The organism is Arthrobacter sp. P4_F11, from assembly GCF_056401395.1.
On record NZ_JBFUJK010000010.1, the window covers coordinates 71,235 to 97,510 of the forward strand.

The following is a 26,276-nucleotide window of genomic DNA, read 5'->3' on the forward strand; positions in this document are numbered from 1 at the left end:
CTATTTCACTTCGCTCTGGGTGTGTTCGGTGAAGATTTTCTTCCAGGAATCCAGGGACGTAAGCTCCGGCATCGCCGCCTTGTACTGCTTGCTCAGCGACCGCCAGTCCTTCAGTAGTGCGGCATGCAGACGACTGCTGTCGGTGAGCATTTCCCGCACGCGCTTGGGGTCCCGCTTGTACCAAGAGGCGCCTGTTCCTTCCGCGTTGGAGACAACGGCGCTGTCGAACTGCGCGATCCGCCACCAACGGTTATCCTGATGTGCAATGCTGGTTTGCGGACGTTCCGCGCTCGTCTTACCCACTGGACGGAAGAGCTGCCGTGCGACTGTCTTGGCTGCCCAAGGCAGAAGAGTGATCTTGGACGGCTGGGACACACCGTGCCCGTGGCGCGGCGGCTTGTCCATCTTGGGTGTCGGAAACTCGTCGGGATTCGCGCGGAAGATCGAGTCGGAGTAGCTGGCCATCATCGTCCTGATTTCGGGCAACTTCGAAGGTAGCCGTTCCGGCAGCCCGGACGGCCCCTTGAGCACATCTTCGATCGCCCAGCCACGGCCGTGCGCGGTCGCGTACTGCATTGACACGAGGTGCTTGATGTCCGCGTACTGCGATTCGCGCACAACGCGGCCGCCATGTTCGTAGGGGCTGTGGAGCAGGGCCGTCACGATCCGGTTACGTGCGTGGAAGTAAGCCTGCCAGCCTACGAGGTCATCCTTATCGATCCAGGACACATGCCACACGGCCGAACCCGGAAGGGAAACTGTCGGGAAGCCGTGTGCCTTGGCGCGCAGTCCGTATTCCGAGTCGTCCCACTTGATGAACAGGGGCAGTGAAAGGCCGATTTCGCGGATGACCGAGGTCGGGATCAGGCACATCCACCAGCCGTTGTAGTCCACGTCGCAGCGGCGGTGCAGCCAAGAGGTCTGGCGCAGGTTCGAGGACAGGAAGTCGTGCCCGAGGACCATGTCCTCGCTCGGCAATGTCGGCTGGAAGCGGTAGGGGTTGACCACTTCGCCGAACGTGTGGAGAACCGTCCGGTTGTACAGGTCGAACATGTGGCCGCCGACGATCGTGGGCGTCTTGCAGCGGTCCGCGAAGGTGAGCAGGCGGATGATGCTTTCAGGCTCGACCACGATGTCGTCGTCCATGAGCAGGACGTAGTCACTGCCGTTTTCGACGGCCTCGAACATGCCACGGGCAAAGCCGCCGGAGCCGCCGAGGTTCGACTGGTTGATGATCCGCAGCTTGCCGTCGAGCGAATCCCGGACCTCGGCGTAACCGTCTGCGTCCTGGACCTTCTGGGTGCCCTGGTCTACCAGCAGGATCTCCTGGACATATTTGAGCGCATCGGGGTTCTCGGCCAGCAGCCGGAGATTGTTGAGGCAGAAGTCGGTCTTGTTCAGCGTCGTGATCTGGAGGGTCACCGAGCCGGGCGTGCTGTCAACGGCGGGGCCCTGCCATTCGGCGTCGACCATGACGAGCGGTTCGGAGCCCGCTACGAGGTCGAACCAGTACCAGCCGCCGTCGCCGAAGGGCGCCAGGGACAGCTCGAAGGTGTTCTCCGCCGCACCTGCGACGCGCCTCGTGTCGACGCGCTGCAGGGATCCGCGGGCGTTGGACTTGTAGACGATGACCGATCCAACGCCCTGAGTGCGAACCTGAAGCCGGACATTGTCCACGGTCGTCCAGCGGCGCCAGTAGCTCGCCGGAAAGGCGTTGAAGTAGGTGCCGAACGACACCCGTTCCCCCGACCTGACCTTGGTGGAGCTTCGGGACAGGAAGTCTTCGACGTGGGCTTCCTTGGTGGAGCTGCTGTAGGTCTGGGGCTTAGCCTTTTTTCCGCCGCGGTCACCGACCGTGGGCAGCTGGATGCCGGTCGCGGTGCCCATGTCCATGTACAGGGGAACCGTGTCCATCTGGCTGGCATTGGGCAGGATGACCCGCTGCAGGGTGTCCCACTGCTGGGCGGACTCTACCTGGGTGTCGGTTGCGGCGCTCATGCGTCCACTCCCCCGCTTTCAATCTTGGCGCCGCCTTCGAAGTGCGGGCGGATCTTGTTGTCGAACATGGTCAGGGCCGAGCCGATCGCCATGTGCATGTCCAGGTATTTGTAGGTACCGAGGCGGCCGCCGAAGAGGACATCCTGCTCGGCCGCGGCCAGGTCGCGGTACTTGAGGAGCCGATCGCGGTCTGTCGGCGTGTTGATCGGGTAGTAGGGCTCGTCGCCCTTCTCAGCGGCACGGGAGAACTCGCGCATAATGACGGTCTTCTCCGTCTGGTAGTCGCGCTCCGGGTGGAAGTGGCGCGGCTCGATAATGCGGGTGTACGCGACGTCTTCGTCGTTGTAGTTCACTACCGACGTGCCCTGGAAGTCCCCGACGTCGAGCACCTCTTCTTCGAAGTCGATGGTGCGCCAGGACAGATCGCCTTCGGCGTAGTCGAAGTAGCGGTCAACGGGTCCGGTGTAGACGACCGGGATGTTGCCGACCACCTTGCCCTTGCTGTACTCGTGGGACTCATCGAAGAAGTCCGTGTTGAGCCTGACCTCGATGTTGGGGTGTTCGGCCATCTTCTCGATCCACGCCGTGTAGCCGTTGGTCGGAAGGCCCTCGTACTTGTCGTTGAAGTACCGGTTGTCGTAGTTGTAGCGCACCGGAAGGCGGGAGATGATGCCCGCGGGCAGGTCCTTCGGATCCGTCTGCCACTGCTTGCCGGTGTAGTGCTTGATGAACGCCTCGTAGAGCGGGCGGCCGATCAGCTGGATGCCTTTGTCGTTCAGGTTCTGCGGATCGGTGCCGGCCAGTTCGCCGGACTGCTCCTTGATCAGTTCCTGGGCCTGCCCGGGGGTCAGGTTGGACCGGAAGAACTGGTTGATCGTAGCCAGGTTGATGGGCAGGGAGTAGACCTCGCCCTTGTGCACGCCGTAGACCTTGTGGACGTAGTTCGTGAACGTCGTGAAGCGGTTCACGTACTCCCACACGCGGTCGTTGGACGTGTGGAAGAGGTGGGCACCGTAGCGGTGCACCTCGATGCCGGTCTGCTCTTCCTTTTCGCTGTAGGCGTTGCCGCCAATGTGGTGCCGGCGGTCGATGACGACTACCTTCAAGCCCAGCTCAGTGGCGGCCTGTTCTGCGATTGTCAGGCCGAAAAAGCCCGACCCTACGATGACGAGGTCAGCGGTCACAAACTCTCCTGGTTCGAATGCGGGCAGCGCAATGTTGTGCATTGTCTGCTGGTCCAGCCTACCTGAGACCCTGTGGGTACCGGCGAATCGCGGCTGGCCCCGCGATCAGATGCCACCCCCATCCCGGGTCCGGGATCCCCGCATGGCGGGGGCAGCGGCGCCGCTCCGAAGCGTTTTCCACATGGATCATTTTCCCTGGCGCTGCCGGGCCGGAGCCTCCCTATTGTGGAATCGGACCCGTGGAACAGGACCCGTGGAACCGGACGCCCGCTCGGAAAGGATGCCGCGGATGATTTACCACTGCACTCTCGCGCCCAGCAGCCTGATGCAGTGCGCCCCCGCAGCCGGCACGACGCCGGACGGGCAGCTCATTGAGCTGTCCGTCGAGGTCCCCGACACGTGCCCGGGCGCGGACCTGGAGGCTGCCGTCGCCCGGCGCTACGGGACCGGTGAGCTGTCGGTCCGGGGAGCGCCGGTCGCCGCCATGACCGTTGGCGTGCCTCCCCTGGTCCAGGGTGCTGTGCTGGTTGAAGGTGCCGGGCTGGTTGAAGGTGCTGCGCTGGTTGAAGGTGCCGGGCTGGTTGAGGGTGCTGGGCTCGTGACGGGATCGGGCGCGGCATTCCGCTCCGGGCCGGGCCAACGGCACACTGCCACGTTGCTGCTCGCCGTGGACAGCGGTCCCGGCGCGGGCACGCTGGTCGCCCTGCGGCGGGGAAGGTTCCGGATCGGACGCGCCGGCACCGAGGTCGTGATCCCTGACGCCGAGCTCTCCCGGGAGCACGCGCGCCTGGACGTGGCGGACTCGGACGTCACGATCATGGACCTCGGCAGTGCAAACGGCACCAGCGTCGATGGCCGGAGCGTGCGAACGGCCCCGGTGACCACGGCGTCCTCGATCCGCTGCGGCGACTCCACTATCTCGCTTCGGCTCGGGCCATCGGGCGTGCCTCGTGCTGCCCCCGACGCCGTGACGTTGCTGGCAGGCTCCAGCGTTGCCGCGCCGCTGGTTGTCCGCGGCACCGCCGCCCCAGGCCACCGGGCCGCCATGGCGCTGGCCGCGGTGCTGCCGCTTCTGGTCGGCGTCGGCCTGGCATTTCTCACCGGCATGTGGATGTTCCTGGCCTTCACCGCAGTCTCTGGGGTGTCCGTCCTGGTCACGTTCCTTTCGGGCCGCCGCCAGCGCCGCGAGTTCCAGGCCGCTGTGGCGGAGGCCGCCCTGCAGGACAGGGAACGACGCCGGCACGCCGCACCTTCCGCGGCTGACCTGACCATTGGTTGCGCGGCTGCGGTGCCCCCGGCAGCCAGTGCGCCTGGCGGGGAGCCGCCGGACATCTGCCTGCGGCTCGGGCTGGCGGAACAGAGCGCGAATATCCGGCCCGAACCACCCGACGCCGGCTTTCGGCTACCGCCGCTGGGCCAGGTGCCCCTGACCTTGGACCCGGTCCCGGCGGTGGTGACCGTCCACGGCCCCGCGCCCGCGACGGCCGGACTGATGCGCTCGTTCATCCTGCAACTGGCCGCCTATCCCCTGGCGGCCAGCACCCGACTGCTGCTGCATGGCCCGGCGGACACGGTGCCGTTGCCGGCGCGCTTCCTGCCCGGCGTCACACTGTCCGCCAATGACGCCACCACTGCGGCCGTGCTGGCCGCCGGTCACACCGCTCCCGGCAGTCCCGGCGATCCAGGCGGTCCCGGCCGTCCTCCGGGTCCCGGCGGTCCCGGCCGTCCTCCGGGTCCCGGCGGTCCCGGCGGTCCCGGCGGTCCTCCGGGTCCGGGCGGGGGATTCGACCGCGGTGTCCTCATTCTTTGGAACACTCCGGCGCAGTCAGGTGCCGCGCCCGGTCCGGGCGCTGCTGGAGCCGGCCCGCCATTCAGGGCAATGGCGGCGGCGCACGGATGGAGGGTGATCGAGTGCTCGCCGGAGCCCGGTTCCGGCGTACACCCTGGCATTGTCCTCGGCCGGCGCGGCGCCCTGATCAGGCCTGGGTCCCCGCCCGTGGACTTCGTGCCGGATCTGGTCCCGGCCGAGGTCTTTGACCGCTTTTGCCGTGGGTTCAGTGCCGCACGGCGTACGCCGGCGACTCCCCCGCCAGCCATCCCGCATCATTGCAGCCTGTCCGACGTCCTTCCCCTCGCTGCACAGGACATCTCCCGGCGCTGGTCCCGGAGCGGCGCGGAGGCCGGGCTGGATACGCCCGTCGGCGCAGCGGTCCGGGGTGCCGTGCGGATCGACCTGAAGGCTGACGGTCCACACTTCCTGGTCGCGGGGACCACGGGTTCCGGAAAGTCGGAGTTCTTGCGGACTCTTGCCGCCGGCCTCGCGGCCAGCCATCCGCCGGACCGGGTCAACCTGCTCTTCATAGATTTCAAGGGCGGCTCCGGCTTGGGCCCGCTCACCGGCCTCCCGCACTGCGTCGGCATGCTGACCGATCTGGGCGCTGCGCAGGTGGAGCGCACATTGGTTTCCCTGCGGGCCGAGGTCCGCAGGAGGGAGGAACTGCTCGCCCGGGCCAATGCCCCGGATCTCGCGGCCTACGAGGCGTCACCGGCCGCCGGACCGCCAGTCCCCTCTCTGGTCATCATCGTTGACGAGTTCAGGATCCTGGTGGACGAAGCGCCCGGCGCCCTCGCCGAGCTTATGAGAATTGCCGCCATCGGCCGGTCACTGGGGATACACCTCATCATGGCCACCCAGCGCCCGCAAGGAGCCCTGAACGCCGACATCAGGGCCAACGTCACCACATGCATCGCGCTCCGGGTCCAGTCCGGCCCCGAATCCTATGACGTGATGGGCTCCGGGCTCGCGGCCGCGATTCCCATCGCACGCCCCGGGCGGGCATTCCTGATCCGCGGTGCGCAAGCTCCGGAGGAATTCCAGACGGCCACCCTGACGCCCCGGGCCGACCCGCGGTCACCCGGGACGGTCACGGTTCGCACGGCCACGGACGAGCTGACCCGGCCACCGGCAGCCGCCGGTTTCCGGTCCGACGGCTCCGCCGGACGCGAAGCAGACGACGGCGCGGCCCTGGCACCGCTTCCGGCTCCGGCCCTGACTCCGGCCTTGGCTCCGGCACATGGGGCGGCGGCGCTGATCGACGCCGCTGCGGCCGTGTGGCAGGGTCTCGGCGCACGAACGCCCCGCCGGCCGGTGGCAGATCCGCTGCCCGCCCTGCTGCCGCACCCAGGTTCCGGGCACGCCGGGCGGGACATGGTCAGGCTGGGCCGGGTGGACCTGCCGGAACTCCAACGCGTCACGGAGCTGGGCTGGAGTCCCGCCGGGCATGGGCATCTGGGCCTTATCGGCGCTGAAACCGGCGCCGGGGACCCAGTTTTGGCCCTCGCAGTTGATCAGCTTCTGGCCGGCGCTGTGGAGTCGCACCTGTACATACTTGACGCCGCCAGCGCTTTCAGCGGCGCCGCAGCGGAATCCCGGGTCGGCGCCGTAGCCGGCCTGCACGAAGTGCGCCGGGCTGCCAAGGTGCTGCGGCGGGTCGCCGAAGAAGCCACGTCACGGCTGGGTGCGCCTGCGGGCCGGGCGCGGCCCGGGCTGGTTCTGGTGGTCAGCGGCTGGGGCGCCTGGGTTTCGGCATTCCGGTCCGGGCCGCTGGCCTGGGCAGAAGACCTCGTTAATGACATCGTGCGGGACGGTTCCCGGGCAGGGATCACTGTCCTCCTCTCGGGCGGGCGTGAGCTGGTGACCGCGAGGTTCTTCGCTGGCCTGCCCAACCGGATTTTCTTCCCTTTAGGGTCTACCGACGAAGGCCGCCTTGCATGGCCGCGGCTTCCGGCGCTGGAGCCGGTCCCCGGCCGCGTGGCCGTGTTCGGCGCCTTTGTTCCCACGCCTCTGGCGACCGGGCATGCGGCCCAGCTGTTCGAACCAGCGGCCGCGGGCGGGCCGCGTCCCACGAGTGGGGCCGTGTCGACGAGGCCCTTCCGGGTGGACGCGCTGCCCGGGTCGGTGACCGTGGACGAGGTGCTGGCCCGGTGCGGCTCCGGTCCAGGGCGGAGGATTCCGGCACCTGCTGCCGCGCCCGGCGCCATGCCCGGCCCGGCGGATGTCCCGGTCCCGGCGGTTGCTTTGGTCCTCGGGGTCGGAGGCGACGAACTGCGGCCGCAGGGGATTCAGTTGCCCTCCGGCGGCGTTCTCGCGGTCCTCGGCGGCCCAGGCTCGGGAAAAAGCACGCTGCTGGCTGCGCTGCCGGGGATGAACCCTGCTTGCGCCTGGCTCGCGCCGCCGCGGGGAACCGCTTCCGGCCAGTACTGGTCCGGGCTCCACGCCAGCGCGCTCGCGGGCACCTTGGACCGGACAGCGATTGCGCTCGCGGACGACGCCGATCTGCTCTCACCCGAGGCCAACAGGGCCTTGGCGTCCCTGAACAGCCTGGGTTGGAGGGTGATTCTCACCGCGGGATTTGGTCCGGGCTTTGGGCAACGGGTGGATCTCGCTGCCATCGCGCGCGGCCAGGGGCGGGCGGTCCTGATACGTCCGCGAGGGCTCATGGACAGTGAGCCATTCGGGGTCCGGTTCGAACCGGAGCCCAGTCCTCCGCCGGGACGCGCCGTCGTCATTTCCGACGGTTGCGCGACGCCGGTCCAGCTGGCTGCGCTCCGCCCGGCCGTCCGGCCGGAACTCCTCCGCGCAGACGGCGGCCCGGACCACATCTCCCCCGGGCGGCACGCCGCACGGGACAGACCTCTACAGGGCGGGAGGGGCTCCGGCTGCCCGTGAGGCGAACGCTATGACCCGCTTGTCGAAAAGAAGCACGATCGCCGTCACAGCGGGGACCAGCATGGCCAGTCCGGCCAACGGATAGCCGCCGGTCAGGGTGGGGAAGCCAATGGTCAGCACGAAGATTTGGGCCACCAAGGCACCGGCCCGCGGCCAGCGGAACCCCCGCAACAGGAAGCGGGCGACGGCAAAGAGCCACACCGAGAAGGCCAGCAGCAGGCAGAGCGTAAAGACGGCACCCCAAAAAGAGAGTACCGGCGCCCCGGTCAGAAGCTGGGTCCCGTACCAGACGGCCGCCACGAGCAACGCCGTGGCTTCCAGTGCCACGACCACGGCGATGACAACAATTCCCCGAGGCCGCACAGGGCCACCGGCAGGGGCTTCGCCCGGATTCGGCAGCGAATTTGCTTCAAGAGGCCCGCCGGCATTTTCAGGGAGACTCTCACCGGGGTTTTCGCGGGGATTCTCACCGGGGTTTCCGCCGGCATTTTCACGGGGATCTTCAGGGTTCACAGGGGGCCTTGACACACTGGCACACTACCGGACATAGTCGACTAGATGTGAGGACGCCGCCACTGAATGTGATGCATCGCTCACGGTCTCGAGGCATCTTGGCCTCTATTACCCCTTGTTTACACAGCGTTAACATGACACGCTTAATCCAGATGACCGAGGGGGCCCCAATGGGCCCTTTTCTTATGAAGCCTCTAGTGAATAATTTCACAAAGGCATTTAACGAGTTCCCAGGAATGGAGTGACTGATCAGCATGGATTGGCGTAACCGCGCAGCCTGCCTTGACAAGGACCCGGAGCTGTTCTTCCCCGTAGGAAACACCGGCCCTGCCCTCCTGCAGATCGAGGAAGCGAAAAGTGTTTGCCGGCGCTGCCCGGTCGTGGACACCTGCCTGCAATGGGCATTGGAGTCCGGCCAGGATGCCGGAGTGTGGGGCGGCATGAGCGAGGACGAGCGCCGCGCCCTCAAGCGCCGCGCAGCACGGGCAAGGCGCGCCTCCTGATTCTGCTGCCCAAGCACCGATAGCTACGGTGCCGGCAACGATCGCACGACCCTGCAGCAATGGCCGCGGACCCACAGGTCCGCGGCCATTGCCCGTTTAAGCCGGTGCGCCCGGAGTCAGGCTGTCAGCGCGGCGTCAGGCTCAGGACAATCTGGACCGCGGTTCCCCCGCCGTCCCTTCCCTGCCAATGGATGGTGCCACCGAGTTCACTCATGACCAGCGTGCGGACAATCTGCAGGCCCAGACCCTCGACATACGGCGTGTCCGGCAGTCCGACGCCGTCGTCCTCCACCGTCACGGTGAGAAGTTCATCCCCGTCCTCGCTCTCCGACCGGTCGGCGACGAGCCAGACCGTACCGGTGCGCCCCTCCAGCCCGTGCTCGACGGCGTTCGTGACCAGCTCGTTGATGACCAGGGCCAAGGGCGTGGCGAAGTCGCTCGGCAGTTCGCCGAAGAGGCCGGAACGCTGGGTCTTAACCTGCTGCGAGGGCGAGGCGACCTCGGCAGAGAGCCGGAACTGGCGGCCGATGAGCTCGTCAAAATCAACGCTCTGGGTCAGGCCCTGCGAGAGCGTCTCATGCACGAGGGCAATGGTCGCCACCCGCCGCATGGCCTGCTCGAGCCCCTGTTTGGCCTCGTCGCTGACCATGCGCCGCGACTGCATCCGCAAGAGGGCGGCGACAGTCTGCAGGTTGTTCTTCACCCGGTGGTGGATTTCGCGGATCGTGGCGTCCTTGGTGACCAGCTCCATCTCCCGGCGGCGCAGCTCCGAGACGTCGCGGCACAGGACCAGGGCGCCGAACCGCTGCTGCTCGTCGCGCAGCGGGATCGCGCGCAACGAAAGACTCACGCCGCGTGACTCGATTTCACTGCGCCACGGCATCCGGCCCGTGACAACGAGCGGCAGGGTTTCATCGACCATGCGCCGGTCCCGCAGAAGCCCGGCAGTGACCTCGGCGAGGGACCGGCCCTCGAGGGACTCGCCGTCGCCGAGGCGGCGGAACGCGGAGACCCCGTTGGGGCTGGCATACTGCACGATCCCCTCGGCGTCGAGCCTGATCAAACCGTCACCCACACGGGGCGCTCCGCGGCGCGAGCCTGTGGGCGACGCGAAGTCCGGCCACAGGCCCAGGGTTCCCATGCGCAGCAAATCGTAGGCGCATTGCCGGTAGGTGAGCTCGAGCCGGGAGGGCATCCGCGAACTCGACAGGTCCATATGGGAGGTCACGATCGCCAGGGTACGGCCGTTGCGGACCATCGGGACCGCCTCGACCCGCAGGGCCATGTCGCTGCTCCAGTTGGTCTCGTTGGAGCGTTCAATCGCTCGGCTCTCCCACGCCTTGTCGACCAGCGGCTGCAGGTCCGACCGGATCCCCTCCCCCACGAAGTCGGCGTGGAACACCGTGTGCGTGGTGGAGGGGCGGACGTGGGCCAGTGCCACGTAGCCGAACTCCGGGTGTGGAAACCACAGGGCCAGGTCGGCGAACGCGAGGTCGGCGACCATCTGCCAGTCGCCGACCAGGAGATGCAGCCATTCGGCATCCCCCGGGCCAAAATCAGCATGTTCCCTGATTGGGTCCGTAAAGATTGCCACAGCACCTCCATTTGCGACGCCAGGGACGGCAGCCCCTTAGCGTCGGACGATTGACCTCAAGAGCCTCAATGCTACCGACAGTGAGGCCATGTCATCGGCTTCGAGCGCATTGACCTCGTCAAACATTGACTTCGCCCGGCCCAGCTGCTCCGCGTTCTGGCCCTCCCAGACCGCAAGACGCTCCTCGGCGGGAGTCCCGGCCGGGGTGCACTCCAGCACGGCCGTCGTCATGTCCGAGACGGTGGAGTAGAGATCATCGCGCAGGGCTGCGCGGGCCAGAGCCTGCCAGCGGTCCTCCCTCGGCAGCTTGGTGATGCGTTCGAGCAGGGAATCTGCATGGAAGCGGTTGAAGACCGTGTAGTACACGTGGGCAATATCGGCCACGGATTCCTTGCTGCCGTGGACGATCTTGGCGATGTCCAGGAGCACGAAGCTCTCGAACAGTTCCGCCCAGCGGTGTGCCAGGTCTTCCGGAAGGTCCCAGCTGCGCGCCTTCTCCAGCCATTCGGCCACGCGGGCGCGGTCGTCGCCCCGGAGGTAGTCGAGCAGCCGGGACCGCATGGGGTCCATCAGCGGCTTGAATTCGGCCACGATCTCGGCGATCGGACGGGACGCCGAGCCTTGGCCGAGGAGCCACCGGACGGCGCGGTCCAGCAGCCGCCGGATGTCCAGGTGGACGGTGCTCCAGTGTTCGGTCGGGAACGACGCCGGCAGTTCGTTGAGTTCCTTGACCATGATGTCGAGCTCGTAGACCTCGCGGAGGGCCACGAACGCCTTGGCGACGGCGGCCTCCGTGGCCGAGGTCTCCTCGATGGCACGGAACGCGAAGGTGATGCCGCCGAGGTTGATCATGTCGTTGGCAACCACGGTCGCGATGATCTCCCGGCGCAGCGGGTGGGTGTCCAGTTCGGCGTCGAACCTCTCCCGCAGCTGCTCCGGGAAGTAGGCCCGCAGCGTCGTGCGGAACCACGGGTCATCGGCGAGGTCGCTGTCGCGCAAAGCGGTGGCAAGTTCGATCTTGGCGTAGGCGGCCAGGACCGACAGTTCCGGGGAGGTCAGCCCCTGGCCCTGTTGCAGGCGCTCGCGCAGCGTGTCCGTGGTGGGCAGGGCCTCGAGGTCCCGCTTGAGGTCCGCCGACTTTTCCAGCCAGTCCATGAGCCGTTCGTAGCTCGGGCTCCATTCGGAGACCCGCATCCGGTCGTTGAGGAGCAGGATGTTCTGGTCGATGTTGTCCTCGAGCACCAGCCGGCCGACCTCGTCGGTCATAGAGGCCAGGAAGTCCGCACGCTCGGCGGGCTCAAGCTTGCCTGCCGCCACCATCCGGTCCACGAAGATCTTGATGTTGACCTCGTGGTCCGAGCAGTCGACGCCGGCCGAGTTGTCGATCGCATCCGTGTTGAGGATGACGCCCTGCAGTGCGGCCTCGATGCGTCCGCGCTGGGTCATCCCCAGGTTTCCGCCTTCCCCAACCACCTTGACCCGCAGTTCGCGGCCGTCAACGCGGATGGCGTCATTGGCCTTGTCGCCGACCTCGGCATTCGTTTCGGTGCTGGCCTTGACGTAGGTGCCGATGCCGCCGTTGTAGAGCAGGTCGGCCGGGGCGAGGAGGATGGCGCGCAGGAGCTCCGGCGGGCTCAGTTCCGTGGTGCCCTCCGGGAGGCCGAGGGCGGTCCGGACCTGCGCGGACACGGGGATCGACTTGGCCTGCCGGGCAAAGACGCCGCCGCCTTCGCTGATGAGCGACTTGTCGTAGTCATCCCAGGAGGACCGGGGCAGTTCGAAGAGCCGCTGGCGTTCCGCGTAGGACGTTGCCTCGTTAGGGGTGGGGTCGAGGAAGATGTGCCGGTGGTCGAAGGCAGCCAGCAGGCGGATGTGCTTGGAAAGCAGCATGCCGTTGCCGAACACGTCGCCGGACATGTCGCCGACGCCCACCACGGTGAAGGGCTCGGCCTGGGTGTCGAGGTCCAGTTCGCTGAAGTGGCGCTTGACCGACTCCCACGCGCCGCGGGCGGTGATGCCCATGGCCTTGTGGTCGTAGCCGACGGAGCCGCCGGAGGCGAAGGCGTCGCCGAGCCAGAAGCCGTATTCGCCGGCCAGTCCGTTGGCGATGTCGGAGAAGGACGCCGTACCCTTGTCGGCCGCGACCACAAGGTAGGAATCGTCGTCATCATGGCGCACGACGTCGGCCGGGGGCCGGACGGTTTCGCCCTCGGGCGTCACGATCAGGTTGTCCGTGATGTCCAGGAGTCCGCGAATGAACGTTTTGTAGCTCTCAACACCTTCGGCCATCCAGGCGCTGCGGTCTGCCGCGGGGTCCGGGAGCTGCTTGGCGTAGAAGCCGCCCTTGGCGCCCGTCGGAACAATGACGGCGTTCTTGACGGTCTGCGCCTTCACCAGGCCCAGGATTTCAGTGCGGAAGTCCTCGCGCCGGTCCGACCAGCGCAGGCCGCCGCGGGCCACCTTGCCAAAGCGCAGGTGCACCCCCTCGACCCGGGGCGAGTAGACCCAGATCTCGAACATCGGCCGCGGGAAGGGCAGGCCCTCGATCAGGGACGGATCCAGTTTGAAGCTCAGGTGGGGCTTGTTCTGGAAGTAGTTCGTGCGGAGCGTGGCCTGGATCAGGTTCTTGAACGTGCGCAGCAGGCGGTCGGCGTCGAGGGTCGCGACCTGCTCGATCGCTGCATCCAGTCCGGCGAGGACCTCGACCTCCCTGAGCACGCGGTCGGAGTCGCTGAGCGCCGGGTCGAACCGCGCTGTGAACAGGGCGCTGAGTCCCCGGGTGACGTCCGGGTTCGCCAGCAGGGTGTCAGCCAGGAATCCGAAGGAGTTGGTGTTGCCCATTTGCCGCATGTACTTGGCGTAAGCGCGCAGTACGACAACCTGGCGCCAGTGCATGCCCTCCCGCAGTACCAGCCGGTCGAAGCTGTCGGATTCCACGGCACCGGTCACGGCGGCGCCGAAGAACTCGCCCAGCAGCTGGCCGGTGGCCTGGGGATCCACACCGGCGGGGTACTTGAGGCCGAGGTCGTAGAGGAAGAAGTCCCGGTGATCCGCGGTCTCGATCTCGAACGGGCGTTCGTCCAGAACCTCGAGGCCGAGGTTGTGGAAGTACGGCAGGATCTGGCTCAGGCTCTTCGGCTCCAGCATGTACAGCTTGACCCGGGCGTCCTCTTCCAGTGTGGCTCCGGCGCCGTCGGGGAGGTACACGTGGACGCCGGGGTGCTCCTTGACGGCTTCGCCGGCCCGTTCGGCCGCGGCACCGTACTTTTCGAAGCGGTCGATGTCCTGCAGCGCGTCTTCGATCTCGTAGTCCACCCGGTATCCGGCCGGGAACGCCTCGGCCCAGACCGCTGCCAGTTCCTTGGCGCCGTCCTCCTTGGTGCCGCCGTCGCCGCGGGCGCGCAGAACTTCGGAAATGCCTTCGCCCCAGGAACGGGCGGCCCGGACCAGGCGCTTCTCCAGTTCGTCGCTGTTGACGTTGCTGACGTCGGCGTCCTTGGGCAGCCGGATCCGGAAGAAGAGGCGGGCCAGAGCGGACTCTGTCATGCGCGCCTCGTAGTCGATGGAGACGGCGTTGAAGGTCTCCCGCAGTTCCTGCTCAATGCGGAGACGGACGTTGGTGGTGTAGCGGTCGCGGGGCAGGTAGACGACGGCGGACATGAAGCGGCCGTAGATGTCGGGGCGGAGGAAGAGCCTCGTCCGGCGGCGTTCCTGCAGCCGCTGGATGCCGGTGGCGATGGCGGCGAGGTCCGGGATTTCGATCTGGAAGAGCTCATCGCGCGGATAGGTTTCAAGGATGCCCAGCAGGTCCTTGCCCGAGTGCGAGTCCGGCGGGAAGCCGGCGTCGCTGAGAACAGCGGCGACTTTCTCCCGGACTACAGGGATATCGCGGACGGAACCGGCGTAGGCGGTCGTGGCGAACAGGCCGATGAAGCGGCGTTCGCCGTTGACGTTGCCGGCGGCGTCGAAGCTTTTAACGCCGATGTAGTCCAGGTACGCCGGGCGGTGCACGGTGGAGCGGGAGTTCGCCTTCGTGATCACGAGTGCGCGCTTCTCGCGGGCCTTCTTCCGGCCGGCCTCGGTGAGGTGCTGGACCTGGCGGGTGTCCGCACCGGCGCGGAGCAGGCCGAGGCCGCTTTCCTCGCGCAGTTCAAGGACATCCTCGCCGGATTCGTTTACGAGGTCGTATTCGCGGTAGCCGAGGAAGGTGAAGTTCCCGTCATCGAGCCAGCGGAGCAGGTCCTGGGCCTGGCGCAGCTCGGCAATCTGCGCCCGGTTGGCCACCCGGTCCAGATCCGCGGAAATTTCAAGTGCTTTCGTGCGCATCTTCGGCCAGTCTTCGACGGCGGCGCGGACGTCGCCAAGCACGCGGGAGATTCCCTTGACCAGCTCCGCGCGCTTCTCCTCGTCGACGAGGTCGATCTCGACGGCGATCCAGGATTCCATGTGCGAGGCGTTGTCGCCCTCGGCGATCAGGTGGGAGAGGTTCGGCATGGCCGCCGTGTCACCGCTGGAGATGCCCAGGTGGGAGGGGACGCGGGCCACCTTGACGAGGTTGCCGGTCTCCCGGTTGCGGGTCACTACGAAAAGCGGGTGCAGCACGAGGTGGATGGGCGCGTTCTGGCGGACCAGTTCGGCGTTGACGGAGTCCACGAGGAAGGGCATATCGTCGGTGACGATGTACAGGACGCTGCAGTCTGCCTCGTCACGAAGGGCTATGTTTGCGATGCCGGGCTTCCGCGTCGCCGCGATCTGGCGGTGGGTTTCGGTCCTTGCCGTCAGGACTTCCTGGGGATAGGCCCGGAAATCCTCCTCCGCGAGGTGCTCGTAGTAATCCCCGAGGTAGCTTTCGCTGCTACCGATCGAGACGGGCTGATCCTCCACGCTGGACCCAGACGACATCGAAACGCCTCCATAAAAGAAGTTCACAGCCGCCTCTTTGCGGCCCTTACGTTGACCCTAACCCTTTGCCCGGCGTCGTGCTGTGGAATAAAAGACAAAGGATTTCTTATTTCGCTGGGCAGGTGCACAAACCAAATTGGCGATCGCGTGCCTCAACTCTGATTCAGGGGCGGATTCGAGCAAAAGTGCCCCGGACAGGAGGGCGGCGTCGCTCGCCGCTGGGTCGGAGGGCAGGAACGCCGACAACGGCGCCGAGGGGCCGTACCGCTCCCAGGCGGCCCGCAGCTGGCGTTCGGGCGAGCGCCCAGCGGCGGAGGTCCTGACCTTGTTCAGGACCACTTGCGGCGCCGCCTGCGGGACGGCCGCCCGAAGCTCGGCGAGGCCGCGGACGAGCCTCGGCACCCCGATGGAGTCCGCCGCCCCGACGGCAAAGACGGTGTCGGCCAGCTCCAGGCTTCGCAGGGTCGCGGCGTTTCGGCGCGGCGCGCCACTGTCAAAGCCGAGCTCGTCATCGGCTTCGAGGCAGAAGCCAGTGTCCACCACAGTGACATCCGCAATCTCCCGGGCCCGCTCCAGCACCAGCGTGAGGGCCGCGGCGCGCAGTTCCGTCCAGCGGTCCGCCCGCGTAATCCCGGTGAGCACCCGCAGCGCGCCGGCCTTGGTCGGCACGGTCGTGGCGATCCTGAGCAGGGCATCGGCGTCAAGCAGGCCCTGGTCAGCCAGCCGGCAGGCCTGGGCCAGCCCGGCGGCCTCGTCAAGCAGACCCAGGAGGGCGGCCACGCTGGCACCGTAGCTGTCGGCGTCGACCAGCAGCACGGATTGGCCTTCCGCGGCCAGCTCACCCGAGATGTTGGCGGCCACCAGGGTCCGGCCCGGAGCCCCGGCCGGACCCCAGACCGCAATGATCCGGCCCTTCGCGCCTGGGCTTGCGGTGACGGTGTGCGCCCCGGAAGACCGCGGCACCTGCCCTGCGGCGGCGACGGACGCGGTGCCGTCCCCCGCGGCCGGCCCCGGCCCCGCTCCGGTGCCACTGAGCTGCGCCACCGCTGCGGAAATCCGCGCCGCCAGGGCCGCGGCGTCAACGGCCCGGGCTTCCGCTGCCACGCCAATGGTCCGCAGGCGGACAGTTTCCTCCGGATTGTCGGTCAAGGCGATGACGACGACGCCGACGGCGGACAGCCGGTCCACCAGCGAGGCCGTCAGCTCTTCGCTGCCGGCCGCTACGACGGCGGCGCGGGCCAACCCGCTCTGGCAGGCGGCCAGCAGTTCCGCCAGCTCGCTGCACCGCCGGACAACGGACACGGGCCCGTGCAGCCGCTCCAGTCCGCCGACCAGGTCATCGCGGGAGTCCCCCACAGTCACCACAGGAATGCTCATCGCGAGGTACCGCCCGGGTTCCACACGACCGCGATCTTTGCTTTGTTGGCCTGGGCCCCCAGCAACTTGGGCATCTGGGCGTCGGGAACGAGCACCATGACCACCGTGGAACGTGAGGAGCCCAGGGCTGTGCTGCCCGGGGTGATCTGGGCAATTTCGGCGCCGGAGAGGAGCCGGGAGGGCTCGCTGAAGCCGTTGCGGGTATCCGGCAACGCCACCCAGACATCCACGCGCGAGCCCGCCACGGCCTGGGCGGGAAGGGTCTCCTCGACGGTGACGGCAACGGGCTTGCGGTCCAGCCCGTCGAGCTGCCCGACACTCTCACGCGGCAGCAGCTGGTCCTTGCCGATCCGCTGCACGGCCACAAGTCCGGCATCCAGCCCGGTCTCCGGGGTCAGGTAGTGCTGTTCCACCTCGCCGAGCCGCACCTTGACCCGGTGCAGCTTGTCGGTTGTCAGCGTCTCGCCGACGGCGATCGGCTCCCGCGCTGCGTACGCTTCCGTGGTCTGGTCCGCGGCCCCGACCAGCGAGATCACGCCAACGACGGATGCCAGGACCAGCAGGATTCCGACGAGGAGCCGGGGGTCTTTCCAGGACGGCCTTTTCAAACGGGTCCCTTCGGCTGCCGCGCTTCCACTCATGCGTCCGCTCCCCCTGTCGTCGCCGTCCATTCCCGGATGCCGGGCACCCCTATTGTTGCGCCCGGGCCGCCCGGGTGGAAGATCCGGGGCCAAACAGGCGCAAACTGTGGATAACGGCACCAGTAGGCCTCAAGGGTGGCAAAATGGATTCATGCCCCGATTCCTGACTCTCGCTGACGTTGCCGAGCAGCTCCAGATCAACTCTCCGGCCGCCTACGCGCTCGTTCGCAGCGGCGAGCTGAAGGCAATCCAGGTGGGCGGACGCGGCCAGTGGCGCGTCGAGGAGAAGATGCTCGAGCAGTACATCCAGGAGCGCTATGCCGAGGCCAGTCGCATGATCGAAGAGGCCAAGGCGAAGTCCGCCGGAAGCTGAACCGGGCGGGCTGACTAGCCGCCCGCGACACCTACGGACCTGATGCCCGCGAGGGCGCTGAAGGGGATGGCAAGCACCTGCCGGGCGTTCGCCGGAGGCCGTTCCCCGCCGTCCCGTATCACGGCCAAGTCCAGGAAGTCCCTGCCGACCATGTCGATGATGCCGTGGAGCCCCGCATCTGCCCTCCCGTGACCAGCAAAGATCGTCACCCGTGCACGGTTCCTGGCGAGTCCGCGGAGGGCGCTGCCCAAACCGAGCCGCCGGCGGACGATTGACGGTTCGGAGACCGCCACCCGCGAAAGACCCCCATAGTGCGCGGCCGCGGCGTAGGGAATGAGTACCTGGTGTTGGGGCTCATCAAGGACCAGGGCCTCGCTGCCCGCGTGGGTCAGCACTCCCTCGAACGCCCGCCCCGAGGACAAATGCACGCGGATACTGAGCCCGAGGGACCCGCGGAGCCGGTCCGCGAGCTGCACTCCCGCAGAGTCCACGAGTGCACGCTCGGCTATTTCAGCCTCTAATTCCAGCCGCTGGCGCGCGGCCAGCTGTGCCTCCATGTCCGCAAACAAGGCGTCCCACCGCATGGCGCCAGCGTAGGCGGCCCTCCCGCACTGGTCAATCCGAGGCCTCCTATCCACAGGCTCGGGCTGCGTCTAGACAAACGGAGCACAACAGGATCAGACTTCATTAAAAGGCCTTAGAAATTATCAACTGACATTAAACACCATCAAATGGTATCAATTTCGACTGGAGGAACAGCCCATGGACCGGACAGCGATGCCGCAACCCGGGGACCGGCCACTGCCCGTCCCCCTGCCCGGACAAACAGTCCGGGCCGACGCCGCCATGGCCGCCGCCATCCTGCTGCTCGGGATCTTCCTCGCAGCTACGGGAAGTTTCCTGATTCAGCGCTGGCAGTCCGGCTCGGCACGCCGGCAGTCGCTGTCCTTCGAGGACCAGCTCGGGATCGTGGCAAATACGGCCGGGCTGATTGTCGTGACGTGGTGGGTGATGTCGCTCGCTTTCGCCGTCGCGGCGGCACTGCTGGACCGCCTCGGCCGGACCCGCGCGGCGGCCGCCACGGGCCGGTTCAGCCCGGCGTTCATGCGGCGGCTGGTGCTCGCCGCCATCGGACTGCAGCTGCTGACGGCACCGCTGGCCAGCGCGGCCACTGCGCCTGGCGGGCCCGGACCGGAAAGACCCGGTCCGGCAGCGGTATCGGCATCCTGGACTCCGTCACCCGGGGAGGCCCTGGCACCGGAGCCACAAGGGCCGGGAGCCGGTTCCGCGCTGGATCCGCGGTGGAAGCCGCTGAGCCCGATCGTGGATGCCGGGCCGCTGGCTGCACGCCACGTACGCACACAGGACTTCCCCGGCGCCCGCAGGGAGGTCACGGTCCGGTCCGGCGATTCGCTGTGGAGCATCGCCACGGCGGCGCTGGGGCCGTTGGCTTCCGACGCCGACATCGCCAGAGAGTGGCCCCGGCTCTATGCGGGCAACCGCGACGCTATCGGAGCCGACCCGCACTTCCTGCGGCCCGGACAGGTCCTGGTCCTCCCGCCGCCGCGCTAGGGGGCCGCACCACAGGCCGGGCCGCACCTCCGGCCCCGGCCCCGGCCCACCGAAGGCCACAGGACAAGCCGGTCGGAAGATTCGCCCGGTTCCAGCCACCCGCATCAGCCACCAGCCACCCGCATCAGCCGCCAGCCACCCGCACCAGCCATCAGCAAAGGAACCGTCATGAACGCAGTCACCGGGATCCGCTCAGCCGCGGCGACCCCCGTCCCGCACGCCCCCGCCCTCCGGGTTGTGTCCGGCACGGCAACACCACCGGCCAACCACGCCACTGCGGCCCCGCCGCCGTTGCGCGTAGTTGACGAGGCCCGCGAGATTTGTGCGATTTCCCGGAGCACCGTGCAGGCGGCGATCGAAGTGCTGGCCGGGACGCGGCCCGCACAGCAGCTCTCCCGGCGCCTGGACCCGCGCTGCCTGGCGGCCCTGCAGCACCGAGCTGCATTGACCCGCCGGGTTGCCTCCGGCAGCTCGCCAACGGCGGGCAGGCTGCACCGCAACCCGTCCGTCAGGTCCGTCCGGGCCTGCCGCGTGTCGGATGACGTCTACGAGGCCAGCGCGGTGGTGGTCGAGGAATCACGGGTTCGCGCGGTCGCGCTGCGGCTGGAGCGCGGCACGGCGTCCTGGCGCGTCACCGTGCTGGAGATCGGCTGAACGGCATCGCCGCAGGCACAAGAGTCCGCGGAAAACAGGCAAAGAGTCCGCAGAAAACGAACAGAGGACCAGCGACAGACAGGCAGAGAACCGGCAGAAGCCAGTAGCCGGCCGAAGGCAGCAACGGGCAGGAACCTGCGGAACCAGCCCCGGTCTGCAAGGGAATGCCCGGCATGTAAGGGAAGGGAGGCGCAAACACGGGGGGACCGGAGCAAATGCTCCGGTCCCCCCGTGTTGGCCTCGTGCCTAGCGCCGCTTCTTCTTCGCAGCGCGGCGGCCGATGTCCTGTGCCGCGGCCTTGGCCGGGTTTCCCGAACGTCCGGAGACCTTCGCCTCGATCCGGGTCTGGGCGGCACCGTCCTCGCCAGGGGCGGTGTACTGCAGCTGCGCGGGTTTCTCCGGGGCTTCGAGCCCGGCAGCATGGATCTGCGGCTCGTGGTGTTCGGTGTGCTGGCCCTCGGCGTCCGCCACCACAACGTCTTCGGCCGGCGTCACTTCGACGTCGAGGTTGAACAGGAAGCCGACGCTCTCCTCGCGGATGGCCTCCATCATGGCCTGGAACATGATGAAGCCCTCGCGCTGGTACTCCACCAGGGGGTCGCGCTGGGCCATGGCGCGCAGTCCGATGCCCTCCTTGAGGTAGTCCATCTCGTAGAGGTGTTCCTGCCACTTGCGCCCGATGACGGAAAGGACCACCCGGCGCTCGAGTTCGCGCATGCTCTCGGAGCCAATCGCCTGCTCCCTGGCCTGGTAGACCAGACGGGCATCGGAAAGGATCTCTTCCCGGAGGAACTCGGTCGTGATCCGGGACTTGCCGCCGGCCTCGTCAATGACGTCGCGCGGGGTGAAGCTCACGGGGTACAGGGTCTTGAGGTTGGACCACAGGAGGTTGAAGTCCCAGTCATCGCCGGTGCCCTCGGCGGTGGCTTCGTCGATGAAGGCGTTGATGGTGTCTTCCAGGAAGTACTGGACCTTCTCGTGGAGGTCATCGCCTTCGAGGATGCGGCGCCGGTCGCCGTAGATCGCTTCGCGCTGGCGGTTCAGGACGTCGTCGTACTTCAGCACGTTCTTGCGCTGTTCGGCGTTGCGGCCTTCCACCTGGCCCTGGGCCGAGGCGATGGCGCGCGAGACGAGCTTGGATTCGAGTGCGACGTCGTCGGGCACCGAGCTGTTCATGAGCCGCTCGGCCGCGCCGGAGTTGAACAGGCGCATCAGGTCATCGGTCAGGGAGAGGTAGAACCGGGACTCGCCGGGGTCGCCCTGGCGTCCGGAACGGCCGCGGAGCTGGTTGTCGATGCGGCGGGACTCGTGCCGTTCGGTGCCGAGCACGTAGAGCCCGCCCAGGTTGAGGACTTCCTCGTGTTCGTCCTTGACGGACTGCTTGGCGGATTCGAATACCTCGGGCCACGCGGCCTCGTATTCCTCGGAGTTCTCCTCCGGGTCCAGGCCGCGCTTGGTCATTTCGGCGACGGCGGTGAATTCCGCGTTGCCGCCGAGCATGATGTCGGTACCGCGGCCGGCCATGTTGGTGGCGACCGTGACGGCGGCCTTGCGGCCGGCCTGGGCCACGATGGACGCTTCACGGGCGTGGTTCTTGGCGTTCAGGACCTCGTGCCGGACGCCTTCCTTGGCCAGCAGCCGGGAGAGGTATTCGCTCTTCTCGACGCTGGTGGTGCCGACGAGGACAGGCTGGCCGTTTTCGTGGCGTTCGGCGATGTCCTTGACGACTGCGTCGAATTTGACGGTCTCGTTCTTGTAGACGAGGTCGGCCTGGTCGATCCGTGTCATGTCGCGGTTGGTCGGGATGGCAACGACGCCGAGCTTGTAGGTGCTCATGAACTCGGCGGCCTCGGTCTCGGCCGTGCCGGTCATGCCCGCGAGCTTGTCGTACATGCGGAAGTAGTTCTGCAGCGTCACGGTGGCGAGCGTCTGGTTCTCGGCCTTGATCTCGACGCCTTCCTTGGCTTCGATGGCCTGGTGCATGCCTTCGTTGTAGCGGCGGCCGGCGAGAATGCGGCCGGTGTGCTCATCGACGATCAGCACCTCGCCGTCGAGGATGACGTAGTCCTTGTCGCGCTTGAACAGCTCCTTGGCCTTAATGGCGTTGTTCAGGAAGCCGATCAGGGGCGTGTTGGCGGACTCGTAGAGGTTGTGGATGCCGAGGTAGTCCTCGACCTTTTCAATGCCGGCCTCGAGGACACCGACGGTGCGCTTCTTCTCATCGACCTCGTAGTCGGTCTCGGCCTGCAGGCGTGTGACGACCTTGGCGAATTCGCTGTACCAGCGGTTGGTGTCCCCCTGGGCCGGACCGGAGATGATGAGCGGGGTGCGGGCCTCGTCGATGAGGATCGAGTCCACTTCGTCGACGATGGCGAAATGGTGGCCGCGCTGGACGAGTTCCGAGCTGTCCCACGCCATGTTGTCGCGCAGGTAGTCGAAGCCGAATTCGTTGTTCGTTCCGTAAGTGATGTCCGCGGCGTACTGTTCGCGGCGCAGCGCAGGGTCCTGGTTGGAGAGGATGCAGCCGCTGGTGAGGCCGAGGAAGCGGTAGACGCGGCCCATGAGGTCTGACTGGTATTCGGCGAGGTAGTCGTTCACGGTGACGACGTGGACGCCCTTGCCGGTGAGGGCGTTGAGGTAGGCCGGAGCGGTGGCCACCAGGGTTTTGCCTTCACCGGTCTTCATTTCCGCGATGTTGCCCAGGTGCAGGGCGGCGCCGCCCATGAGCTGGACATCGAAGTGGCGCATGCCGAGGGTACGGGACGAGGCCTCGCGCACGGCCGCGAACGCTTCGGGCAGCAGATCGTCGAGCTTCTCGCCGGCCTGGTGGCGTTCGCGCAGCCGGTCAGTTTCTTCACGGAGCTCGGCGTCCGTGAAGGTCTGGAAGGAGCTCTCCAGGGCATTGATGGAATCGGCATAGTTCCGCAGTTGCCGCAGGGTTTTTTTGTCACCCGTGCGGAGAAGTTTTTCGATAAGTGATGCCACGTGAAGTTGCTCCCAGTCTCAAGCTGCCGAATTCTGGCGTGTTTAGTCTACGGGAGAGACGCAAGGCCGGTGGCGCCTGTTCCCTCACAGCGGATAGTGCGGTTTACCGGGCAGCCACGGCTTCGGCGAGCGCCGGCGCAAGGTTCCCCATTGGCGAGACAACTACGTCGTCCAGTCCCAGCCACTCTGCCATGAGCTGCAGTTCCGCGGCGAGTTCGACGGCGGTGTCCTCCGGCGCGCCGGGTTCGGCGTGAGCGGCCCTGGCCAGGAGCCGCCCGCCGGCCCGGTCCGCTTTGAGGTCGACCCGTGCGACGATCGCGTCGCGGAGCAGGAACGGCAGGACGTAGTAGCCGTACTTCCGCTTCGGCTCGGGCGTGTAGATCTCGATCCGGTAGTGGAACCCGAAGAGCTCCTCGAGCCGCCGGCGTTCGAACACGAGGGAGTCGAAGGGGCTCAGGAGCGCCCGGCCGGTGGCCGAGCGCGGCAGTTTCGCCTCCGCGTGGCGGTACACGGGCCGGTCCCAGCCGGATACTGTGACTGGCTGCAGCCGGCCGCTGTCCACGAGGTTCCGGACGGCGACGGCGGCGTCCTTCTGCGGTGTCCGGAAGTAGTCGGCGAAGCATCGCACCGACCCGATACCGTGGGCCTGGGCCGCGGCGTCGATCAGCCGGTCCATGGCCGCGGCCGCATCCGGTTCGGGTGCCGCCGCTTCCTTGCCCGGTCCGGGGAGCACCCGGGCGGTGAGGGTGTAGCGCCGTTCGAAGGAGTCGGTCCGCGAGGATGCGGAGACAAGGCCCTCTTCGAAGAGATGTTCCAGCACCCTTTTGACGGCGTTCCAGTTCCAGCCCCAGTTGTCCCGCTGCTGGTCTTCCACGTGGCCGAGCCGGGCTGTCAGTTCGGCGGCGGTCAGCGGCTTCCCGACGGCCAGGGTTTCCAGGATCTTGGCCGCCACCCCGTTGCGCAGTTCGGGGTCCATCGCGTGCGCGCCCACCCATTTGCGGCTCTGCCACTGCACGAGATCGTGAAAGTGGTCCGGGCGGATGAAGCAGGCTTCGTGGGCCCAGTACTCCATCATCCGGCGGGGGTGGGTCCCCGCCATGCGCGCCAGGATGGTGCGGTCGTAGTTGCCGAGCCGCGAGAAGAAGGGCAGGAAGTGGCTGCGGGACACCACATTGACGGAGTCGATCTGAACCAGGTGCAGCCGGGCAAAGGTACGGCCCACCGCCCGTGCACTCACGGGTCCGGTGGGCCGTTCCTTCTCCAGTCCCTGGGCTGCCAACGCGATCCGCCGTGCCTGTGCCAGGCTCAGCGATGCTTGCACGTTAGTCCCTTCGTCGGAAAAGTCTGCACCAGCTTATGCGCTGGCGGGCTCATCCTCTGAACGGTAGGCCAGGATTTTGTCTTCCAGACTCGAATGTCCGGGCTCGCACGTCTGGTCGAGGGAGATGACCCCGTAGGTCCAGCCGTCACGGCGGTAGACGACCGACGGCGCCTTGGTCTCCTTGTCCACGAAAAGATAGAAGTCGTGACCCACAAGTTCCATGTTGTCGACGGCGTCATCGAGGGTGAGCTGGGACGCGGCGAACACCTTCCGGCGGATCAGTACAGGCGAGTCGCCGGCCGGAATATCGTTCTCGACCTCATACGGCGACTTCTCTGCCGCCGTCGCCTGGGTCCCCTGCTGCTGCGCCGCCTCCACATAGAGGGGTTCGCTGGGGCTGGCCGGCTCCAGGGCTGCCGTCGCCTCGGTGACGGACTTCGGGGTATGCCGGCCGTGGTGGACCTTTCTGCGGTCCCTGGCCCTGCGCAGGCGTTCAAGAAGCTTGTTGTAAGCGAGATCGAACGCGGCGAACTTGTCGGCGGCACTCGCTTCAGCGCGGATTACTGGGCCGCGTCCCAGGACTGTCAACTCAACCGTGAGCGATTCGGCGGTCTGGCGGGCTTTGGTCTCTTTGGTGACCTTCGCGTCTACCCTCTGGACCTTGTCTCCCAACGACGCGATCTTTGAGATCTTGTCGTCGGCATATTCGCGGAACCGGTCTGAGACCGTCAAGTTGCGTCCGCTGATCATGAACTCCATGGTGCCCTCCAAATGACTTCGGTGACACGACGGCGGTACTTCCCGGGGGCCGATCTGACTGACAGTCGAGCCCCTTTCCGAGCCGCTATCGACAGGTACATCTGTTCTTGGTACCCATCTTCGACGTTAGTTCATAGACACCTGTTATTCATCCTTTTACGGTTTATTTTTTTAGCCCCCACCGATCGTCCGCGCCGCCGCGGGGATGGCGGCGCGGACATCGGTGGCGGCCGGCGGGCGTGTCGCGGCCAGCACAACGGCGCCGCTGACAATGGCCCCCGTGGCCCGGAGCGCACGGGCCGCCTCCGCCAGGGTGGCGCCGGTGGTCAGCACGTCATCGACGATGATGCAGGCACGTCCTTCGACCCGCGCAGGCCACGGACCGGACCTGGCCCGGATGGATCCGCGAACGCGCCGGGCGCGCTCACCCCGGCCCAGTCCCTTCTGTCCGCCGGACAGGGAGCCGGCCCCTGTGGGGCCGTCCCGCAACCGGCCCCACAGGGGCAAAGCCGGGGGTTTCGTGTTCCGCGCGCGCGGCACGGATTTCCGCAGCGCGTCCGCGACGGTGAACCCTGGGATTTCATCGCCGCGGCCGAGCCGACGGAGCAGGACATGGACGGGGCTGAAGCCCCGCCTGCGGTATGCGGCGGCGCTCGTGGGCACGGGGACGAGGACGAGTCCTTGGCCGGGCCCGGACGCGGCCTGGAGGGCGCGCGCCAGGCCCCGGGCCAGCTCGGCGCCCAGCCGGGCCTGCCCGTGGCTTTTGAAGGACAGCAGGCACTGCGCCAGCTCGGCCCGGTATGCCCCGGCCGCCACCACGGGCAGCAGCACGGAGCCGTCCATGTCCATCAGGGCCGGAGCCTGGGCCTCTGCCCGGAACGGCCTGAGCGTCAGCAGGCGCAGCTTACGGGAGCACGCGCCGCAGAGTGCCGAGTCCTCCGCCCCGCAGCAGACGCAGTCCACTGGAATGGCCAGGGCGAGTACCTCAGCCGCCGCTTCGGCTGTCCGGTCGCCCAGCCTCGCCAGCGGCCGCGCGTAGCTCCCGCGGTGGCGCGCCGCCCTGGCCGTGGCCGGGGCAAGGTCAGGGTCCGCTGCCGGGACCCGGGTGGTGTGGCTGCCCATCCTCCGATCCTGGACCGGGTGCGCCCCAGGTAGCAGCCCGGCGGCCCGC

17 protein-coding genes are annotated in these 26,276 nt (G+C 67.4%); 5 read left to right on the forward strand and 12 right to left on the reverse strand.

The genetic code is table 11. From position 1 onward, the window contains the following. Both AC1DRO_RS12765 and glf read right to left on the reverse strand, forming a co-directional pair. Entirely contained in the window at positions 1–1,998 is a 1,998-nt protein-coding gene (locus AC1DRO_RS12765) for a glycosyltransferase (RefSeq protein WP_476951077.1), read from the reverse strand. Continuing rightward, positions 1,995–3,182 (reverse strand): UDP-galactopyranose mutase, encoded by a 1,188-nt coding sequence (glf, locus tag AC1DRO_RS12770; RefSeq protein ID WP_476951078.1) that lies wholly within the window; start codon positions 3,180–3,182, stop codon positions 1,995–1,997. The genes AC1DRO_RS12765 and glf overlap by 4 nt, the downstream gene beginning before the upstream one ends. 289 nt (positions 3,183–3,471) lie before the next feature. On the opposite strand from glf, the gene AC1DRO_RS12775 reads away from it, so the two are divergent. Beyond that, on the forward strand, positions 3,472–7,911 hold the full coding sequence (locus tag AC1DRO_RS12775) for an FtsK/SpoIIIE domain-containing protein (protein ID WP_476951079.1): 4,440 nt from the start codon (positions 3,472–3,474) through the stop codon (positions 7,909–7,911). Here AC1DRO_RS12775 and AC1DRO_RS12780 read toward each other — a convergent pair. After that, complete coding sequence (locus tag AC1DRO_RS12780) at positions 7,879–8,274, reverse strand: hypothetical protein (RefSeq protein WP_028276013.1); 396 nt, start codon at positions 8,272–8,274, stop codon at positions 7,879–7,881. The genes AC1DRO_RS12775 and AC1DRO_RS12780 overlap by 33 nt on opposite strands. Before the next feature lie 404 nt (positions 8,275–8,678). Here AC1DRO_RS12780 and AC1DRO_RS12785 point away from each other — a divergent pair, with 404 nt between their 5' ends. Then, a complete protein-coding gene (locus tag AC1DRO_RS12785) occupies positions 8,679–8,927 on the forward strand; it encodes a WhiB family transcriptional regulator (protein ID WP_003804966.1) in 249 nt (82 codons plus the stop codon). Between the two features lie 124 nt (positions 8,928–9,051). On the opposite strand, the gene AC1DRO_RS12790 is transcribed toward AC1DRO_RS12785, so the two are convergent. The 4 genes from AC1DRO_RS12790 to AC1DRO_RS12805 are packed head-to-tail and all read right to left on the reverse strand — an operon-like array spanning position 9,052 to position 17,441. Continuing rightward, positions 9,052–10,521, reverse strand: a complete 1,470-nt coding sequence (locus AC1DRO_RS12790) for a sensor histidine kinase (RefSeq protein ID WP_079552959.1) — start codon at positions 10,519–10,521, stop codon at positions 9,052–9,054. Positions 10,522–10,557: 36 nt separating this feature from the next. Continuing rightward, the gene (locus AC1DRO_RS12795) at positions 10,558–15,423 is read right to left on the reverse strand and encodes an NAD-glutamate dehydrogenase (protein WP_476951080.1); all 4,866 of its coding nucleotides are present in this window, start codon (positions 15,421–15,423) and stop codon (positions 10,558–10,560) included. A gap of 57 nt (positions 15,424–15,480) precedes the next feature. Beyond that, complete coding sequence (locus AC1DRO_RS12800) at positions 15,481–16,800, reverse strand: CpaE/TadZ family protein (RefSeq protein WP_476951081.1); 1,320 nt, start codon at positions 16,798–16,800, stop codon at positions 15,481–15,483. Next, complete coding sequence (locus AC1DRO_RS12805; protein ID WP_476951082.1) at positions 16,797–17,441, reverse strand: CpaB family protein; 645 nt, start codon at positions 17,439–17,441, stop codon at positions 16,797–16,799. Before AC1DRO_RS12805 ends, AC1DRO_RS12800 begins: the two co-directional genes overlap by 4 nt. A gap of 151 nt (positions 17,442–17,592) precedes the next feature. Here AC1DRO_RS12805 and AC1DRO_RS12810 point away from each other — a divergent pair, with 151 nt between their 5' ends. Then, positions 17,593–17,814 (forward strand): helix-turn-helix domain-containing protein, encoded by a 222-nt coding sequence (locus AC1DRO_RS12810; RefSeq protein WP_018775212.1) that lies wholly within the window; start codon positions 17,593–17,595, stop codon positions 17,812–17,814. A gap of 14 nt (positions 17,815–17,828) precedes the next feature. On the opposite strand, the gene AC1DRO_RS12815 is transcribed toward AC1DRO_RS12810, so the two are convergent. Further along, positions 17,829–18,398, reverse strand: coding sequence for a hypothetical protein (locus AC1DRO_RS12815; protein ID WP_476951083.1), 570 nt, complete (start codon positions 18,396–18,398; stop codon positions 17,829–17,831). Positions 18,399–18,576: 178 nt separating this feature from the next. Here AC1DRO_RS12815 and AC1DRO_RS12820 point away from each other — a divergent pair, with 178 nt between their 5' ends. Beyond that, a complete protein-coding gene (locus AC1DRO_RS12820; protein ID WP_476951084.1) occupies positions 18,577–19,386 on the forward strand; it encodes a LysM peptidoglycan-binding domain-containing protein in 810 nt (269 codons plus the stop codon). A 168-nt stretch (positions 19,387–19,554) separates the two neighbouring features. Further along, positions 19,555–20,040 (forward strand): Rv3235 family protein, encoded by a 486-nt coding sequence (locus AC1DRO_RS12825; RefSeq protein WP_476951085.1) that lies wholly within the window; start codon positions 19,555–19,557, stop codon positions 20,038–20,040. 246 nt (positions 20,041–20,286) lie between these two features. Here AC1DRO_RS12825 and secA read toward each other — a convergent pair whose 3' ends face one another. From secA to AC1DRO_RS12845, 4 genes are all read right to left on the reverse strand, one after another. Beyond that, positions 20,287–23,025, reverse strand: a complete 2,739-nt coding sequence (secA, locus tag AC1DRO_RS12830; RefSeq protein WP_476951086.1) for a preprotein translocase subunit SecA — start codon at positions 23,023–23,025, stop codon at positions 20,287–20,289. 103 nt (positions 23,026–23,128) lie between these two features. Continuing rightward, a complete protein-coding gene (locus AC1DRO_RS12835) occupies positions 23,129–24,346 on the reverse strand; it encodes a winged helix-turn-helix domain-containing protein (protein WP_476951087.1) in 1,218 nt (405 codons plus the stop codon). Between the two features lie 33 nt (positions 24,347–24,379). After that, on the reverse strand, positions 24,380–25,105 hold the full coding sequence (gene hpf, locus AC1DRO_RS12840) for a ribosome hibernation-promoting factor, HPF/YfiA family (protein WP_476951088.1): 726 nt from the start codon (positions 25,103–25,105) through the stop codon (positions 24,380–24,382). 171 nt (positions 25,106–25,276) lie between these two features. Then, positions 25,277–26,227: a ComF family protein gene (locus AC1DRO_RS12845; protein ID WP_476951089.1), complete on the reverse strand. Its 951-nt coding sequence runs from the start codon at positions 26,225–26,227 to the stop codon at positions 25,277–25,279. Positions 26,228–26,276 lie beyond the last annotated feature (49 nt).